Annotated in this window: 11 protein-coding genes and 3 pseudogenes; 7 read left to right on the top strand and 7 right to left on the bottom strand. The window is 58.9% G+C overall.

The features are described 5' to 3' along the window. Nucleotides 1-176: 176 nt before the first annotated feature. A pseudogene (locus PSH76_RS30780) lies at nucleotides 177-1,247 on the bottom strand (HAMP domain-containing protein); the annotation flags it as partial. Between the two features lie 449 nt (nucleotides 1,248-1,696). Here PSH76_RS30780 and PSH76_RS16965 point away from each other — a divergent pair. The 3 genes and pseudogenes from PSH76_RS16965 to PSH76_RS30770 all read left to right on the top strand — a co-directional run bounded on the left by PSH76_RS16965 (nucleotide 1,697) and on the right by PSH76_RS30770 (nucleotide 4,862). Continuing rightward, nucleotides 1,697-3,016, top strand: a complete 1,320-nt coding sequence (locus PSH76_RS16965; protein WP_161794324.1) for a Na+/H+ antiporter family protein — start codon at nucleotides 1,697-1,699, stop codon at nucleotides 3,014-3,016. A 166-nt stretch (nucleotides 3,017-3,182) separates the two neighbouring features. Further along, a pseudogene (locus PSH76_RS30775) lies at nucleotides 3,183-3,956 on the top strand (cache domain-containing protein); the annotation flags it as partial. 84 nt (nucleotides 3,957-4,040) lie between these two features. Beyond that, the gene (locus PSH76_RS30770) at nucleotides 4,041-4,862 is read left to right on the top strand and encodes a methyl-accepting chemotaxis protein (protein WP_370874666.1); all 822 of its coding nucleotides are present in this window, start codon (nucleotides 4,041-4,043) and stop codon (nucleotides 4,860-4,862) included. Nucleotides 4,863-5,364: 502 nt separating this feature from the next. On the opposite strand, the pseudogene PSH76_RS16950 reads toward PSH76_RS30770, so the two are convergent. Together PSH76_RS16950 and yegQ are read right to left on the bottom strand one after the other, a co-directional pair. Then, nucleotides 5,365-6,917 (bottom strand): annotated as a pseudogene (locus PSH76_RS16950) (IS3 family transposase). 169 nt (nucleotides 6,918-7,086) lie between these two features. Further along, the gene (yegQ, locus tag PSH76_RS16945; RefSeq protein ID WP_305492629.1) at nucleotides 7,087-8,400 is read right to left on the bottom strand and encodes a tRNA 5-hydroxyuridine modification protein YegQ; all 1,314 of its coding nucleotides are present in this window, start codon (nucleotides 8,398-8,400) and stop codon (nucleotides 7,087-7,089) included. Between the two features lie 171 nt (nucleotides 8,401-8,571). Between yegQ and PSH76_RS16940 the strand changes: the two genes are divergently transcribed. Next, entirely contained in the window at nucleotides 8,572-9,639 is a 1,068-nt protein-coding gene (locus tag PSH76_RS16940; protein ID WP_019818663.1) for an AI-2E family transporter, read from the top strand. Between the two features lie 3 nt (nucleotides 9,640-9,642). Here the strand turns inward: PSH76_RS16940 and PSH76_RS16935 are convergent, their stop codons facing one another. From PSH76_RS16935 to PSH76_RS16925, 3 genes are all read right to left on the bottom strand, one after another. Further along, nucleotides 9,643-9,825 carry a hypothetical protein gene (locus PSH76_RS16935; protein WP_003190283.1) on the bottom strand — a complete coding sequence of 61 codons (183 nt, stop codon included), beginning with the start codon at nucleotides 9,823-9,825 and terminating at the stop codon, nucleotides 9,643-9,645. A gap of 91 nt (nucleotides 9,826-9,916) precedes the next feature. Continuing rightward, nucleotides 9,917-10,111, bottom strand: coding sequence for a hypothetical protein (locus PSH76_RS16930; protein WP_032892487.1), 195 nt, complete (start codon nucleotides 10,109-10,111; stop codon nucleotides 9,917-9,919). Between the two features lie 235 nt (nucleotides 10,112-10,346). After that, nucleotides 10,347-10,721 carry a hypothetical protein gene (locus PSH76_RS16925; RefSeq protein ID WP_019818659.1) on the bottom strand — a complete coding sequence of 125 codons (375 nt, stop codon included), beginning with the start codon at nucleotides 10,719-10,721 and terminating at the stop codon, nucleotides 10,347-10,349. 156 nt (nucleotides 10,722-10,877) lie between these two features. On the opposite strand from PSH76_RS16925, the gene PSH76_RS16920 reads away from it, so the two are divergent. Next, on the top strand, nucleotides 10,878-11,696 hold the full coding sequence (locus PSH76_RS16920; RefSeq protein WP_305492628.1) for a shikimate 5-dehydrogenase: 819 nt from the start codon (nucleotides 10,878-10,880) through the stop codon (nucleotides 11,694-11,696). 746 nt (nucleotides 11,697-12,442) lie between these two features. Here the strand turns inward: PSH76_RS16920 and PSH76_RS16915 are convergent. Next, the gene (locus PSH76_RS16915; protein WP_186609497.1) at nucleotides 12,443-13,093 is read right to left on the bottom strand and encodes a YceH family protein; all 651 of its coding nucleotides are present in this window, start codon (nucleotides 13,091-13,093) and stop codon (nucleotides 12,443-12,445) included. A 116-nt stretch (nucleotides 13,094-13,209) separates the two neighbouring features. Here PSH76_RS16915 and PSH76_RS16910 point away from each other — a divergent pair, with 116 nt between their 5' ends. Together PSH76_RS16910 and PSH76_RS16905 are read left to right on the top strand one after the other, a co-directional pair. Further along, entirely contained in the window at nucleotides 13,210-13,719 is a 510-nt protein-coding gene (locus PSH76_RS16910; RefSeq protein ID WP_044273114.1) for a DUF1993 family protein, read from the top strand. Between the two features lie 183 nt (nucleotides 13,720-13,902). Further along, nucleotides 13,903-17,070: a hypothetical protein gene (locus PSH76_RS16905; protein WP_305492627.1), complete on the top strand. Its 3,168-nt coding sequence runs from the start codon at nucleotides 13,903-13,905 to the stop codon at nucleotides 17,068-17,070. Nucleotides 17,071-17,125 lie beyond the last annotated feature (55 nt).

The following is a 17,125-nucleotide window of genomic DNA, read 5'->3' as shown; positions in this document are numbered from 1 at the left end:
ACGTCCTGGGCGGTGGCGCTCATTTCGTGGGACGCGGTGGCCACCTGATCCACCTGGCGGTACTGCTGCTCCATGCCGGCGCTGGTTTGCGTGGCAATGGCTGCGGACTGGTCGGCGGTGCCACGGGCGTCCTGCACCGAGCGTTTGACCTCGGCAATGATCGGCTGCAGCTTGTCGAGGAAGCGGTTGAACCAGCCGGCCAATTGGCCCAGTTCGTCCTGTTTGGCATAGGCCAGGCGCCGGGTCAGGTCGCCTTCGCCGCTGGCGATATCTTCAAGCATGTGCGCCACGCCAAGGATTGGCCGGGTCACGCTGCGCGCCATCAGCCACACCAGGATCAAACCGACCACGGCGGCCAGCAGTCCCAGGCCCAGTTCCAACAGGGTGCCTTTGGCGTTGTCGGCGTCCAGCTGGTTTTTTAGCGCTTCGGCGGGGGCGACCAGGACTTGTTCCGGTACATCCAGCAATACGCCCCACGACTTACCGCCGGGAATCGGCGCAAAAGGCGCCAATACCTTGAGTTGATGGTCGGTGCGCAGGCTGTGAGTCTGGGTACTGCTGGCCAGGGCACTGATCAACTGCGCGCCGCTGGCTGGGTCGACCTGCTCCAGGCGTTGGCTGAGTTTGCTGGCGTCGGGGCTGTAGCCGGCCAATAAGCCAGTAGCGCTGAGGATGCTGACCTGGGTCTGGCCGTCGTAGAGTTTCTGGCTGGCCTGTTGGCTGACCGCCTGCAAGCTGTTGAGGTTGATGTCCACCGACAGCGAGGCGATGACTTTGCCGTTGACCATCAGCGGAAACACGATGCTGGTCATCAGCACGTTCTGGCCGTCGATCACATAAAAGTAAGGTTCGATCACGCAGGGTTTGAGGGTCGTGCGTGGGCAAGTGAACCAGGCGTTGGCCTTTTCGCCGCTGGGGCCGATGGAGGTGTCGGCCATGTCGCTCTCGGGCAGCGCCATCGAGGTGATTTTCCCCGGCGTCGGTTGCGACCAGTACAGGGCGAAACGGCCTTTGTCATTGCTGCCCAATTCCGCCTGGTTGGCGAACAGTTCGTCCTTGCCGTCCAGCGCATTGGCTTCGAACACCAGGGACAGGCCGAGCAGGTCAGGGTTGGCCTGCAGGGCGGCCTTGACCTGGCGGGTCAGGTCTTCACGGGTGTCGAAGGCATCGAGAAAGCGCTTTTCGGCCTGCTCGCGCAAAAACAGCACCTGGCGGGAAAAACCGTGGCCGTATTGGTAGGCATCCATGAACTGCTGGCGAATGCCCAGCGCCTGCACTTCGCCTTGGGCTTCGATGCGCGACTGGGCGGCTTCGTCGAGCATCTGCATGCTGGACGCCTTGACCTGCTGCGAGCTCTGCGCCATGCGATACAGCGACAGACCCACCAGCAGGGTCACGATCCCCAGCAGGCACAGGCCCGCCAGCAGGGTGATTTTCCATTGAATGGAGAGCTGCCTGAGCGACATCGGGACATCCTTACCTGAAAGCACGTTAGAGACAGCTTATCGGCGGGCGCCTGCAATTCTTTATCTGTTGAGAGAGCGTTCACTCACCACAGTTTTTGACATGGCAGCCCAGCTCCTGCAAAGTGCGCGCCCTCTAATAAGACCTCTTTCAAGCCTGCACGCCGGCAGCTGTTCCCATGGGCCGCGCGCGGGCATGCCTGTCTTTTTTGTTTCTGCTTGAGGTAACCATGATTAACGCAGTCATCGCCGCGGTCGGCACCATGCTGGTACTCAGCCTGTCCCGCGTGCATGTGGTCATCGCCATTATCGTCGGCGCCCTGGTGGGCGGCTTGACCGGTGGCCTGGGTATCGAGGCCACGCTCAAGGCCTTCAACGGCGGGCTGGGCGGCGGCGCAACCGTGGCCTTGTCCTACGCATTGCTCGGCGCTTTCGCCGTGGCGATTGCCAAGTCCGGGCTGGCCCATGCCCTGGCGGACAAAGCCTTGCTGCTGGTGGACCGCCAGGACGCCAGCGGTGGCAACCACGTCAAATGGCTGCTGATCGGCCTGTTGTGGGTGGTGGCGATTGCCTCGCAGAACATCTTGCCGATCCACATTGCGTTTATTCCGCTGCTGGTACCGCCGCTGCTGTACGTACTGACCAAGCTGCAACTGGACCGTCGCCTGATCGCCTGCGTGATGACCTTCGGCCTGATCACCCCGTATATGTTTCTGCCGGTAGGCTTTGGCAATATATTCCTCAATCAAATCCTGCTGGCCAACGTCGCCAAGAGCGGGGTGGATATCAGTGGGGTCAACGTCACCCACGCCATGGGCCTGCCGGCGCTGGGCATGGTGGTCGGCCTGCTGGTGGCGGTGCTGATCAGCTACCGCAAAAAGCGTGTGTACGACCTGAAGAAAATCGAACGTGTCGAGCAAGTGGCGGTGCAGTACAACCCGCTGACCCTGCTGGTGGCCGGCCTGGCAATTGCCTCGGCGTTCATCATCCAGCTGTGGTTGGACTCGATGATCATCGGCGCCCTGGCCGGGTTCCTGATCTTCTCGGTGTCGGGCATCGTGCGCTGGCGCGACACCGATGACCTGTTCACCGAAGGCATGAAGATGATGGCGATGATCGGCTTCATCATGATCGCGTCCTCAGGCTTTGCCGAAGTGCTCAAGGCCACCGGTGACGTGAACTCGCTGGTGCAAGCCTCGGCAGCGTTCATCGGCCATAGCCGGGGCGTCGGGGCGTTGTTGATGCTGCTGGTGGGGTTGTTGGTGACCATGGGCATCGGCTCGTCGTTTTCCACGGTGCCGATCCTCGCGGCGATTTTCGTGCCGCTGTGTGTCCAACTGGGCTTCAGCCCGTTGGCCATCGTGTGCATCGTCGGTACCGCCGGTGCCTTGGGCGACGCCGGTTCGCCCGCCTCGGACTCTACCCTCGGGCCCACCTCCGGCCTGAATATCGACGGCCAGCACCACCACATCTGGGACACCGTGGTGCCGACCTTCCTGCACTACAACCTGCCGCTGCTGGCGTTCGGCTGGCTGGCCGCGATGACGCTCTGACGAGGTTCCTGTAGGAGCGAGCTTGCTCGCGAAAAGCGTCAACGATAACGCGGGCAACCTGGCACCCCGCAGGGCTCTCAGGTTCTTCGCGAGCAAGCTCGCTCCTACAGAAATCGCTCACATGGCCGTTAACCTCTCAAGTCGCCACTAACAAGAGAGAAAAGCCATGCGTCTGAGTTTGAAGGCCAAAGTCCTGGCCCTTGCTGTCGTGCCGGTGTTGTTGTTTGCCGTGGTCATCAGCCTGACCACCGTGTGGATTCTGCAGGGCCAGGCCCGCAACGAAGTGGATGAAACCCGCCAGCGCCTGCTCAACGACGCCAAGGCCACCCTGCAAGGTTATGTCGAGGTGGCCATGACCACCATCAAGCCGCTCTACGACGCGGCAGCCCCCGGCGACAGTGCGGCGCGGGCGCAGGTGGTCAAATTGTTGTCCAATACCAGCTACGGCAAAGACGGCTATTTCTTCGGCTACGACTCCGAGACCATCCGCCTGTTCAAGGGCGACAGCCCGGATGGCGTAGGCAAAAGCTTCAAGGACAACCGCGACCCTAACGGCGTCTACGTCAACCGCGACCTGGTCAAGGTCGGCAAGGACGGCACCCACTACCTGCAATACAGCTCGACCCAGCCCGGCCAGACCGAGCTGGTGCCCAAGCTCGGCTATACCGAGTACCTGCCCAAGTGGGACATGGTGATCGGCACCTCGGTGAACCTCGATGGCATCGACGCCCAAGTGGCAGTGGTGCAGGCTAAAGTCGAGACACGCATGCAAGGCGTGCTGCTGAGCATCCTCGGTGTGGCCGTGGTGGTGTTGCTGGTGATCGCCGCCGTGGGCATGTTGCTAGCCAATACCATCTTGCGTCCGCTGCACCTGATGAAAGCCAACCTCGATGACATCGCGGCGGGTGAAGGCGACCTGACCCGCCGCCTGGCCATCACCAGCCAGGATGAACTCGGCGACCTGGCCGGTGCGTTCAACCGCTTTGTCGATAAAATCCACGGCCTGGTGCGCCAGATCACTGACATGACCGCTCAGCTCACCGGGTTGGTGAGCCAGGTGTCCGACCAGGCCCAGCGCTCCGAGCAGGCCATGGAACGCCAGCGCCACGAGACCGACCAGGTGGCCACCGCGATCAACCAGATGTCCTCGGCTGCCCACGAAGTGGCGCGCAGTGCCCAGGGCGCCGCCGTCGCCGCGCAGCAGACCGATGCCGAAGGCCAGGCAGCCAAGCGTGTAGTGGACGGCAGCATCGCGCAGATCCATGCGCTGGTGAACGACATCCGCAGCAGCGGCGTGTCCTTGGACAGCCTGCAGCAGGATGTGTCGTCTATCGTCAGCGTGCTCGGCGTGATCCGCTCCATCGCCGAACAAACCAACCTGTTGGCGCTCAACGCTGCCATCGAAGCCGCACGGGCCGGGGAGGCCGGGCGTGGCTTTGCCGTGGTCGCCGACGAAGTGCGTGCGCTGGCCAGCCGCACCCAAACCAGCACCCAGGAAATCCAGGGCATGATCGACCGCCTGCAAAAGGGCACCGAGGCGGCCGTGGACGCAATGCGCCGCTCCAGCGATGCCGGCGACGGCACCTCGGCCCAGGCCAACCAAGCCGGCGCGTCCTTGGACACCATGGCGCAGCTGATTGGCACCATCAACTCAATGAACGCCCAGATCGCCAGCGCCGCCGAAGAGCAGACCGCCGTGGCAGAAGAGATCAACCGCAGCGTGCATCAGATTGCCGTAGCGGTAGACAGCGTGGCGGACGAAACCCAGTTGGGCGCTCAGACGTCTCGCAGCCTGGCCGACCTGGGCCAGCGCCTCGGGCAGTTGGTGGGCCAGTTCAGGATCTGATCCTTTCAACCCATGGCAGCATAGGTATCTACACAATTTTGGTGCGACGCTGAACCTGTGGCGAGGGAGCTTGCTCCCGTGACGGCCTGACAGCTGGCGCCTATCTCCCTGAGGCACCGCAATCCAAATGTGGGAGCTGGCTTGCCTGCGAAGACGGCCTGACAGTCAACACAGTTGGACAGGGTACATATCCGTTATTTAGGTAACGGCCACTTAGGGTTCCGCCCCAACGGCGGCTCACTTTTGAACAGCGCAAAAGTAAGCAAAACGCTCTTGCCCCACCACTCGGCACCTCGCTTGGGCTCGGTGTGCCCGTAATCCGCCAGTGATTTGGGGGGCCGCCGCCACGCGCCATCCATGGCGCGGGGCGGCTAAACCGGCATCCCTGCCGGTTTACCCCCCAAATCCCTGTCGAATTCCGGCCAGCGTGGTTTAACGGGGCCCTGAGATCAAGATCAAAAGCACGGCGTTTTTCAAGGTAGTTGTCGCGTCCACCGTCGCGCTACGCGATTTTTATTACCACGGTCAGCTCCCTTTCGGGGTTCAGATACACCGTCCCGATAGGGTTCCAGTTGCGTGTCTCTCCTGACCATCGTTCCGGTCTTTTCTCTCTGGCCTGCCGGTATATCGCATCTCGACGAGCCAAGATTTCTCGGTCTTTTCCTTCATGACGTTGAGCCGTGGTGTTACGAACGGATCCGGCTATGACGGTGCACGGTGTTGTACCAGGTCATAAAATTCCTCACCCAGATACGCGCACTCATCCAGGCTGGTAAACCCTGCCTGTGCCACTGCGGGCAGTATTTCAGTGTCCTGAACAGTGATTCCGAGTACGGGTTGTCGTTGCTAACCCGTGGTCGACCGCGAGACGGCGTGATGCCCAGTCATACATCTTGGTCAGTAACGTCACCGATTTCATTGGTGCACCATTGTCCGAGTGAAGCACCAGCGGCTGGCGCCAACACTTCTCCTGAGTCACGCTTCGTTGCAGCAACGCTGCCGCCTTTTCCCCGCTCTCGGCTTCATAAACTTCCCAGCCCACGGCTTTTCGGCTGTAGATGTCTTCGATCAGATAGAGATAGTAAAATTTCCCGCGAACCGGGGACGGCAGGTAGGTGATGTCCCATGACCACACCTGATTAGCTGAAGTCGCTGCGTAAGTGGTCGGTGCCTCATGGCGATGCGGTCGCTTGGCTCTGGATCGGTGATGCTGCTGACCTGCCGCATGCAGCACACGATAAAAAGTCGCCTCCGAGGCTACATATCTTCCTTCATCGGCCAATTGCGGCACGATCTGGCTTGGCGGGAGGTGCGCGTAAGCTTTGCTGTTGCACAGCGTCACGATGCCTTGTCGCTCAAGCTCACTGAGCGCGTTGTTCGGTATCGGCCTGAGCGTCGTCGTGCGTCCATCTGCCAAGAGTTCTTGCGGCAAGCTCCAGCGTTGCAGCGTCCTCAGTGAAATGCCTACCTCCTGACAAGCAGGCGCCCTGCGGGCGCCCGCCAGAATGGCTTCATTAAGCCAATCAACGAGTAAATACCGTTCTGGCAACAAGGTCAGGTGGCCTCGTCGTCGCTCCCCCAGTAGGCATTGAGCTTTTTTCGTAGTACCAGTAAAGCCGCTGTTTCAGCCAGGGCTGCATCTTTGCGGCGCAACTCACGTTCAAGTTCACGGATACGATTTTTATCATCTCGTGACTGTCCGGAGCTTGCAGTTTTCGCGGTTGACTGTTTCGTGCTGCCGGCAATAAAAGCGTTGCGCCAATCGGTTATTTGCTCGGGAAAAATACCTTTTCGTCGGCAGTACTCACCGATTTCCAGTTCCGATAGCGAACCTGTTTCTATGATGATCGCCAGCTTGGATTCGGCTGACCAATTTTCGGCCGGTTGCTTGGCATCGGACAATTGCGTTCCTCTGGCGGCAGCTTGTTTGCGCCAATAATGGAGAGACATATCGCTACAACCTTCGCGCCGAGCGACCTCCGCCGCCGAGAGGCTCAGGGGCGGAAGCATCATTTTCAGCAGCGCAGCTTTACGTTCTTCTGAATAGAAAGGCATGACCATACTCTTGCCGCCCCCGGAATGCTTTTCAAAAAGCGGGGGACACGACAACTACCCTGACACCGGGGGAGCAGATCAAGAGCAAGAGCGGCTCGCTTCGCATCGTGGTTACCGTCTGCTGCTATAGCCCACAAAGTTGTGTAGATACCGATGCCCATGGCAGGGTTTAAACGTCGCGCATCAGCAGGCCAAAGCGCAGGTCCATCTGCGCCGGAATCGGCACATACACCGTATGCCCGTCCCCCGGCGCCACCTCGATGCTTTTGCCCTTGGCGTTATGCAGGCTCGCCAAGTCAAAATGAAAATTGCCAGCGGGCGTCATCAACTCCAGATGATCGCCCAGCGCAAAGCGATTCTTCACCTTCACCTCGGCCAACGCGCCACGCCGCTCGCCGGTCAGTTCTCCGACAAACTGCTGACGTTCGGAAACCGAGCTGCCGTTCTGGTAGTTCTGGTATTCGTCGTGCACGTGGCGGCGCAGGAAACCTTCGGTGTAGCCACGCTGGGCCAGTGACTCGAGGTTGGTCATCAAGCCGCGGTCAAACGCACGGCCGGCCACAGCGTCGTCGATGGCCTGGCGGTACACCTGGGTGGTGCGCGCGCAGTAAAAGTGGGACTTGGTGCGGCCTTCGATCTTCAACGAATGCACGCCCATCTGTGCCAGGCGCTCCACATGCTGCACGGCCCGCAGGTCCTTGGCGTTCATGATGTAGGTGCCGTGTTCGTCTTCGAAGGCGGGCATGGGTTCATCGGGGCGATTGGCCTCTTGTAGCAGGAACACCTGATCGGTGGGCGTGCCGATGCCCAATGTGGGTTGATATTCCTGGACGATATCGCCAGTGGCATTCTCCACTGCCGGCGTGGCCTGGTATTTCCAGCGGCAGGCATTGGTGCAGGTGCCCTGGTTGGCGTCACGCTTGTTCATGTAGCCCGACAGCAGGCACCGCCCGGAATAGGCCATGCACAAGGCGCCATGCACAAACACCTCCAACTCCATCGTCGGCACCTGCTGGCGGATTTCGCCGATCTCTTCCAGGGACAGCTCCCGCGACAGAATCACCCTGCAAATACCTTGTTGTTGCCAGAACGCCACGCTGGCCCAGTTCACCGTATTTGCCTGTACCGACAGGTGGATCGGCATCTGCGGGAAGTGCTGGCGCACCAGCATGATCAACCCCGGATCGGACATGATCAGCGCATCCGGGCCCATGGCGATCACGGGCGCCAGGTCCTTGAGGAAGGTCTTGAGCTTTGCGTTGTGGGGCGCAATGTTCACCACCACGTAGAAACGCTTGCCCTGGTCATGGGCTTCCTGGATGCCGAGGGCCAGGTTGGCGTGGTCGAACTCGTTGTTGCGCACCCGCAGGCTGTAGCGCGGCTGGCCGGCATAGACCGCATCGGCACCGTAGGCAAAGGCGTAGCGCATGTTTTTCAGGGTGCCGGCAGGGGCGAGCAGTTCGGGGGCAATCATGGAGGGCATGGCTGTAGGTCGCAAAAGGCGCGAGGGTAGTGCAGGGCCGGGCGCCGTGCATTGATCCACGTCTAAACAGGGCGATCTATGCTTGTTCGAAAAACAAGGGCACTCCCAGGTTTGGCTGCGGACTAAGCAACAGGGCCGCGATCGGCCCTGTTTTTCTGACATGGACCGGACATGAATCAAACCAACCTGCAATTCAAAACCCTGTTGCTGCTACTGGCCCTGGTCACCGTGGCCTTTATCTGGATATTGCTGCCGTTCTACGGCGCGGTGTTCTGGGCCGTGATCCTGGGCATTATCTTTGCGCCGATGCAGCGCCGCCTGCAGCAGCGTTTTAGCTGGAACCGCAACCTGACCTCCCTGACCACCTTGATGGTATGCCTGGTGATCGCGATTCTGCCGGTGATCATCACCAGTGCGCTGCTGGTGCAAGAGGGGGCCACGCTCTACAAAAACATCGAGAGCGGCAAACTCGACGTGGCGGGTTATATCGAGCAATTCAAGAACGTCCTACCGCCGTATTTCCAGCAATTGCTCGACCGCTTCGGCATGGGCAACCTCGAAGGGCTGCGGGAAAAGGTCGTCAAGGGCGCGATGCAGGGCAGTCAGTTCTTTGCCTCCCAGGCGTTCAGCTTCGGCCAGGGGACGTTTGATTTTCTGGTGAGCTTTTTCATCATGCTGTACCTGCTGTTTTTCCTGCTGCGCGACGGCCCGGAGCTGGTACGCAAAGTGCGCACAGCCGTGCCCTTGGCCGAGCCGCAAAAGCGTCGCCTGCAACTCAAGTTCAACCGCGTGGTGCGCGCCACGGTCAAGGGCAACGTGCTGGTGGCCGTGACCCAGGGTGCGCTGGGTGGCTTGATTTTCTGGTTCCTGGACATTCCCAGTGCCTTGCTCTGGGCCGTATTGATGGCGTTCCTGTCCCTGCTGCCTGCGGTGGGTGCCGGGCTGGTCTGGGGGCCGGTGGCAGTTTATTTCCTGTTGAGCGGTTCGATCTGGCAGGGCGTGGTGCTGGGGCTGTTCGGCGTGTTCGTGATTGGCCTGGTGGACAACGTGCTGCGCCCGATCCTGGTGGGCAAGGACACCAAGATGCCGGACTACCTGATCCTGATCTCGACCTTGGGCGGCCTCTCGGTGTTCGGCCTTAATGGCTTTGTCATCGGGCCGCTGGTGGCAGCGTTGTTCATGTCGTGCTGGGCGTTGTTCGTCGAAACCAAGCCGCGGGTCAAGCTGCCGCTGCCGTAACGCTCAGGCTTCTAGCCTGAAGTCGGTTGCCATCCGGCGTTGTGTTTCGGCATCTGATAACGAGGTGAGCGGGCCGCTGATCGGCTCGCCATCGCGCACCACATACCAGCAGGCGAGCAAGCCCAGTTTGCGCAGAGGGGCGGGGACGGCGCTACCGATGACAGACATGATTTGAACAGTGGGCATAAGTACCTCCAAACGTTATGGAGGCCACCTTACGGTTTGCTGGCGCCTGGGAAAAATCACCTGGCTCGATAGTCGACATCAACGCCAGGCGTTAATCCACCACCTGGTCGAGCATGTTCACCACTTCGTGTTCACTGAGCAGGCCCTTGCGCACCAGGTTTTCGGCCAGCAAGGCCAGGAACTTGGCGTTGCGATGGCCTTCAAGGTGCTTGAGTTCAGTCAAGGCGCTGTAGACCTTGCTGGAGGTGCACAGGCCGGCGGTGCGGTGCGGGTTTTGTGTGGGCATGGTCAATCGTCCTTAATTGTTATTGGCTGGACTGGGTCGATAGTGCGACTGTTTTGTGACGCAAACATGACAGCGCAGCCCGCAATCGATCAAGAGGATATTCGACGCTCATGATGTGGGATTGGCGCTCGTGCGTTGTTCTCACAGCGACATCGGCAGAATAAATCCGGACTTTTCAGGCAAAAAAAAGGCCCCGCGTGTGGGCGAGGCCTGTGGCTGTCAACGGGGTTAAACCTTACCAACCATGGCGGTAGTAACCGTGGGGCGGGCCGTAGTAGCCGCGAGGCGGCCCATAATAACCACGCGGTGGGCCGTAATAGACGGGCGCCGGGCGGTAGTAAACCTGCTGTTGCACATACACCGGTGGCGGTGGCGCGTAGTAGACCGGCGGCGGCGCGGCATACACCGGCTGCGGCTGCACATACACCGGTTGTTGCACGTACACCTCACGCGGCTGGCTGGCAACCACGGAGCCGACTACCGCTGCGCCGACAAGCGCACCGAACACGGCCGGGCCACCCCAACCACCACCGTGGGCGGAGGCTTGGCCGGCCATCGCGAGTGCGCCGATAAGCAAGGCGATCCTGGGGAGTTTACGCATGATGGTCATTCCTCAATTAGCCCCTGCGCTTGTGGTCTGCAATCAATAGACTCAAGGATTGTCGCGGGGATACTTTTAAGACAACGTATTTCGAGAAAACAGCACCGCCACTGGGTAAAGGTTGTGTAAGGTCTGTACCGATTTGCTTACTTCAAGGAGTTATCCATGCAGATGCATCCCAACAAAGACACCCAACTGTGCATGTCACTGTCGGCGCGCCCTGGGAACTTTGGCCTGCGTTTTCATAACCACCTGTATGAACAGCTGGGTCTGAATTTTTACTATAAAGCCTTCAGCAGCCAGGACTTACCCGGCGCGATCGGCGGTATCCGCGCCCTGGGTGTGCGGGGTTGCGGGGTGTCCATGCCGTTCAAGGAGGCCGCGATTGCCTTGGTGGACGAACTCGACGATTCGGTTCAAGCCATTGACTCCCTGAACACCATCGTCAATACCAACGGTCACCTCAAGGCTTACAACACCGATTACATCGCCATTGAGCAACTGCTGAAAAAGCACGCCGTGCCCAAAGACTCCAGCTTCGCCCTGCGCGGCAGCGGCGGCATGGCCAAGGCGGTCGCCAGTGCCTTGCGTGACGGGGGGTACGCCAATGGCGTGATCGTGGCGCGCAACGAGGCCGCGGGACAGGCATTGGCCAGGAACCTGGGGTATCAGTGGCAGGCGGAGTTGGGCAGCCTGCGGCCACAGATGCTGATCAACGTGACGCCCATCGGCATGACGGGTGGGGCGGAGGCGGATGCATTGGCGTTTGAGGCTGAGGCAATCGATCAGGCTGAGACCGTCTTCGATGTGGTGGCGATCCCGGCGGAAACGCCGTTGATCGTGCGGGGGCGTGCGCAGGGCAAGCGGGTGATTACCGGGTTGGAAGTGATCGCTATCCAGGCGTTGGAGCAGTTTGTGCTTTATACCGGCGTGCGGCCTACGCAGGAGCAGTTCGAGGCAGCGGTGGCCTTCGCCCGCAGCTAAAGCCTTGCGCCAAATCCAATGTGGGGGCTGGCTTGCCTGCGATGGCGGCCTGCCAGGCGACGCCTATCTACCTGACACCCCACGATCCACTGTGGGAGCGGGCTTGCCTGCGATGGCGGCCTGCCAGGCGACGCCGATCTCCCTGACACCCCACGATCCAACTGTGGGAGCTGGCTTGCCTGCGATGGCGGCCTGCCAGGCGACGCCGATCTCCCTGACACCCCACGATCCAACTGTGGGAGCTGGCTTGCCTGCGATGGCGGCCTGCCAAGCGACGGCTATCTCCCTGACACCCCACGATCCAACTGTGGGAGCGGGCTTGCTCGCGAAGACGGCCTCACAGTCGACACCGTAATACCGAGTACATATCCATTCCTGCGGTAACGGCTACTTAGGGTTCCGCTCTGACAGCGGCTCACTTTTGAAAAGCGCAAAAGTAAGCAAAACGCTCTTGCCCCACCACTCGGCACCTCGCTTGGGCTCAGTGTGCCCGAACGCAGGCTTGAATCCGTGGGCCGCCGCCACGCGCCATCCCTGGCGCGGGGCGGCTAACCCGGCGTCCTGCCGGGTTACCCACGAATTCAAGCCTGCGTTCGGCCAGCGTGGTTTAACGGGGCGCCTGAGATCAAAAGCAGATCAAGATCAAGAGCGGCTCGCTTCGCATCGTGGTTACCGTCGATCACTTCAGAGTTGTGTAGATACCTATGGCTATCGCAGGCAAGCCAGCTCCCACATCTTTATCTGCGTTATGCCTGTTCCAGCTGCGCCAGCCGCTCTTCCAGTGCGGCAATCCGCGCTTCCAGCTCTTCAATACGCTCCACTGAGACAGCGCCCGCGCTACGCTCCACTGGGTTCCCCCTTGCGGTCATAATCGCTTCAATATCCGCCGGGTCCCCCAGCGCATGGGTGTACCGGTCTTCACGCTGCCCGGCCTGGCGCGGCACCAGCAGCGCCAATCCCCGTGCAATCAGGCGTTCGAGCTGATGCACAACCTGTTCGGCATCCTCAAAGTCATGCATGCGCCCACTGCGGGTGAGCAACTCGTTGACGGTCTGCGGCCCCCGCAAAAACAGCAGCCCGGTCAGGATCACCTGGGCCGGCACCAGTTCCAGGGCCTTGTCCACACGGTGTTCCCAGCGGTCGGCGCGGCTGCCCATTACCAGGCGCGTGAAGCCTTGGCCTTCGAGCGCGCGCAGGCTCTGGCCGACCTGGCCTTGGCTGAGGTTCATCACCGGCTCGCGGCTGGTCTTCTGGTTGCAGGCCAGCACCAGGGCGTTGAGGGTGAGGGGGTAGGTTTCCGGGTTGGTCGCCTGTTTTTCGATCAGGCAGCCCAGGACGCGGATTTCCGTGCTGTTCAGGCGCGGCTCAGGGGTGTCGGTATCGTGCTCGGCGGTCATCGCGCTTTCCCTATGCAGTGAAGCCCCTTAGCCTAAGCTTGAAAAAATAAAAGACAAGCGCCAGGCATGGCTATAATCGCGGCTGGTTCCAACCCCGCCATTACCGTGAGACTGTCATGACTATTTCCCTGTACGCCGCTTCCATCCCGGTCTTCAAGCAAATGCTCAACGCCCTCAGCGATGTGCTGAACAAAGCCGAAGCCCACGCCAGCGCCAAGAACATCGAGCCTAACGCCTTGTTGCAAGCGCGCCTGTTCCCGGACATGTTCCCGTTGGTGCGCCAGGTGCAGATCGCCGTGGACTTCGCCAAAGGTGTGTCGGCACGCCTGGCCGAGATCGAAGTACCCAAGTACGAAGACAGCGAAGTCACCTTTGCCGACCTGCAAGCGCTGATTGCCAAGGTCCTGGCCTTTGTCGACACCATCAAGCCCGAGCAGATCGACGGCAAGGAAGGCATCGAGATCGTCACTCGCCCCGGCACCCCGAAGGAGAAGCGCTTCAGCGGCCAGTCCTACCTGCTGACCTACGGCCTGCCGCAGTTCTTCTTCCACGTCACCACCACTTATGCGCTGCTGCGTCATAACGGGGTGGAAGTGGGCAAGCGCGATTATATGGGCGCGTTCTAAACTCAAGGTTCAAAAAAACCTGGGGTTGTTCTTTCACGAACAGCCTCAGGTTTTTTTATGCATGGTTGTTTTATACCAAACTCATCATTTGTTACGCATTTCGACGCAACCAATATCCAGATAGATCTCACTCACGGGCGCCTATAGAACTTTCTAGTAAAGAACCTGGAGCCTACAAACGACATGCATCTTTCTCCCATCGCAGTCACGTCGATTACCAACAACGCTTATTCCGAGCCAGCATTGGATACGACGAAGAATCAAGATGGCTCTTCCTCGAATTTGGTTGCGGTGAGCCGCACCCGCCGAGAGGTGCCGGGTAATGAAACGTCCTCCCACACCTCTGCGCGGGATCAAGCCAACAGTGAACTGGCAGCCCGTTATAGTGAGGCGTTGGAGGGCCGGACACGTGATGAAGAAACGATCATTCCGAATATTCCGGAGGCTTCATCGTTCGGCCAGTGGCGAGCGCAGCTACGTCATACCCTTAACGACAAGGACTTTTTAACCTGGCTTAAGTCGGAGGGTTATGATCCATCCTCACTCAAGATTAGTTCTGACGGCGGGCTGAGTGTCAGAAAAAATGGCGTGCTTACCTTATTTACCTTAAAAGACAACTCACCTTGGGCAACCTTTGCCGGACCGATTCTGGCCGCGCTAAAAGCTTATGCGCCCGATGGGATCAGCTACTCGGACCTGCAGGCCGAAAGTGCGCCGCTCAAGCAGGTAGCCCAATTCTATGGCGAGACGATTCATAACGACTTCACCGAAGATCAACGACGTGTCCGAGAGTTGCAAAGCAATAATGGGTTTGCCACCTCAGGGGTGGGTGAGGCGCGTACTGAAGAAGCGCTGGTGGCGCAAAAACAGCAGCTTGCCAACAAACGTGACCTGGATACTTTCAGGGATGCTTTGACCACAGCATATGTGGGAGCGGACGAGTATTTGGATAACCAAGCCTCATTGCATGACTACACTCATCGCCTTCTTCCCGACCCGCCAGTTTATGATCGTGAAGCTGGACTGCGATCCTATCTGCAATCGCAACAAATCAAGCTGGATCCTGACTCCGGCTTTCGTCTGGATAACCAACCAATGGCAGGGCGGCAGGTGAACCTCTTGCAGTTCATGACGGGTAATGGTTGGGAGCACCCCGCTGATAAAGCCGACATTAAAAACATGACCCTTGAGTTGTTACGCCCTGTCGAGTACCGACAATTGCATGGCGATTTGGGGGGCGGGTTATCGTGGCCAACGCCACTGGATACGTCGCAACAGCAGGCGATCTACGACGCTGTTTCCTATAACGCAATGGCGTTGCCTGAGTTCGACTCGTTAACATTGAGCCAGAACGCTTTCGGTTATTTGACGCAAGGTATCCAGTGGTCTGAAGCAGAGCTGAAAGATCCCCGGCAAGCGATCCTCAGGCTTTTGCAAAGCCCCGCCGCGCGTGCCATGGGCGAAGCCTTGCGTACTAAGTTTGACGGCGCAGGCAGTGCTGAGGATTGGGCGCTTTCGGCTCTGCAGATAGGTCTCAACCAGGATGCATTGTTCAAGACTGACGAAAAGAACAAGGTGGCCGGGTTTGATTTGTCGGCGCGCGAGAATTGGGGTAAGCCGCTGTCTTTTGTCCTTGAGGGGCTAACCGAGCATCTGCGCAAGTCCTATGGCCACAACGCTGCGTTGGCAGCCTACCTGCTGTTGTCGCACCACGCTCCGGAGTTACTGGTCAAAAACATCCCTGACAGTGTGACTTACGGTTCCCCGGCCTGGGTCAGCTTGAAAGCCATCGTTGCCAAATCCGAGATGCGCAATCCGGGGGCGGCGGCGACTAAAACTTATGAGCAGCTGCTCAAAGACGATCTGGACCCCATTACCGACGCTGAAAAAAAAGTGCAAGCGCTGGCTGGGAGGGAAGGCCTGATTCACTGGGCCGTGGCGGATGGAGCCATTGAAAAACGGGTAGATAACAATTACACGGATGAAGAAGTAGAACGTGCTGTGACCCTCGCCAGTGAGCGTTTCGACACCTTGATACGAGCTTCAGAAGCTCAACGCACCGAATTAGCCACGCGTCAGGCACTGGCGCTCAATGCGCTGAAGGAGAAATTTCCCGTAGAAGAATACGGGGTGATAGATTTTGAGAAGAAAACAATCTACCCAAAAGTACGGGATCGTGATTTACAAGGCCCTTACTCGATACTGGATATCTTTTTGCAGCCGCAGCAGCATGTGGAGTGGTATTCCAATGACCCTACCGTTCCTATTGAAAAAATATCCCATGAGCTCAAGTTTATGCCGTCGCCCAATGAGCTGTTTGAAAAGCAGGCTGTCGATTATTACGACGGCCTTAAAGGCGCCATGAAGGTTACCGTACAACACCAACTATCACTGCTGCCTGAGGAGGATAAGGAGGCGCTGCAGTATGGTGAGCTGAAAATTTATGGGGAAGAGAAGGTGACTCGAACCATTACCGATACAGGCACTGGAATTCATCGCCGTGTCAAAAAAGTTGAAGACGCCAAAAGCAGCTCCGTATTGATCGAAACCCTGCATAAAGGCCGTAAACGAGTGTATGAATTCAACCCATCGACAGAGGGGTGGAGGCATCGAGCAGATTTGACTGATGGTGTGAAGGTTGGGCTACAGGGCGACTGGGCTGAAATGGCTACGGGTGAGGAAGGGGTGAGAGCTATATCAAACACCCAAGTGAGTGAAATGACAGCCGACAACTCGACAGACACCAAGGAACGAGAACCCAAGCCTCAAACTTCAACAACCCTACACACCTTCACCTCGGCGAGAACGCAGCACATAGCCGATGCCGTTACGCGCCATTTTTTCAGTGATAAAGAGCGTGAACAGTTGGCCAGCGGAGCCAGAGGCGTTACCACATTCGATAGTGAAGTGACGGAGTTCGAAAAAATACAAGCTGTTACCCGTGCGCTGATACCAGGTGCAGCGGCGCTACACAGTTTTCAGCAGGGCAGAGTCGGTGAAGGGCTTAAGTTTCTTGCATTCGATATATTCGGCTTCGTTGTCGCCGGTGCCGGAGCCCTCGGTAAGATTTCCAAAATAGCGAAGGTGGGCGCAACGCTAGGGAAAGGAGGCGTTGGAGGCAGGCTGGGTCGGGCATTTGTCAGAGCTGCCAATCCGTTTGCAGGGGGGGCTGCCATTGGAACCAGAGGCCTTACAACGTTCTCCTCGTTCGCGGGCAAAGGGAGCCTTACCTGGAAAGTGATTTCGGCTAATTTCAGTGTGGATAGGGTGTATCAGTACAAGCCCAAAGACGTGATAGAAGGCACTTATCAGGGCGCCGATACATCAAAAGGTCCTGGCTCAGTTAGATGAAATCACTGGTAAGTGGTATCGAGTCGATCCGAAAACGAACAAGCGATATGGGACA

This window comes from Pseudomonas sp. FP215 (genome assembly GCF_030687795.1).
Classification (GTDB): domain Bacteria; phylum Pseudomonadota; class Gammaproteobacteria; order Pseudomonadales; family Pseudomonadaceae; genus Aquipseudomonas; species Aquipseudomonas salmasensis.
This window is presented reverse-complemented; position numbering and strand designations above follow the sequence as displayed.

Excerpts from the sequence above, each read along its gene's own strand:
- PSH76_RS16915 (WP_186609497.1), bottom strand. The coding sequence starts at position 13,093 with ATGACCGCCGAGCACGATACCGACACCCCTGAGCCGCGCCTGAACAGC.
- PSH76_RS16925 (WP_019818659.1), bottom strand. The coding sequence starts at position 10,721 with ATGACCATCATGCGTAAACTCCCCAGGATCGCCTTGCTTATCGGCGCA.
- PSH76_RS16910 (WP_044273114.1), top strand. The coding sequence starts at position 13,210 with ATGACTATTTCCCTGTACGCCGCTTCCATCCCGGTCTTCAAGCAAATG.
- PSH76_RS16905 (WP_305492627.1), top strand. The coding sequence starts at position 13,903 with ATGCATCTTTCTCCCATCGCAGTCACGTCGATTACCAACAACGCTTAT.
- yegQ (WP_305492629.1), bottom strand. The coding sequence starts at position 8,400 with ATGCCCTCCATGATTGCCCCCGAACTGCTCGCCCCTGCCGGCACCCTG.
- PSH76_RS16940 (WP_019818663.1), top strand. The coding sequence starts at position 8,572 with ATGAATCAAACCAACCTGCAATTCAAAACCCTGTTGCTGCTACTGGCC.
- PSH76_RS16930 (WP_032892487.1), bottom strand. The coding sequence starts at position 10,111 with ATGCCCACACAAAACCCGCACCGCACCGCCGGCCTGTGCACCTCCAGC.
- PSH76_RS30770 (WP_370874666.1), top strand. The coding sequence starts at position 4,041 with ATGACCGCTCAGCTCACCGGGTTGGTGAGCCAGGTGTCCGACCAGGCC.
- PSH76_RS16920 (WP_305492628.1), top strand. The coding sequence starts at position 10,878 with ATGCAGATGCATCCCAACAAAGACACCCAACTGTGCATGTCACTGTCG.
- PSH76_RS16935 (WP_003190283.1), bottom strand. The coding sequence starts at position 9,825 with ATGCCCACTGTTCAAATCATGTCTGTCATCGGTAGCGCCGTCCCCGCC.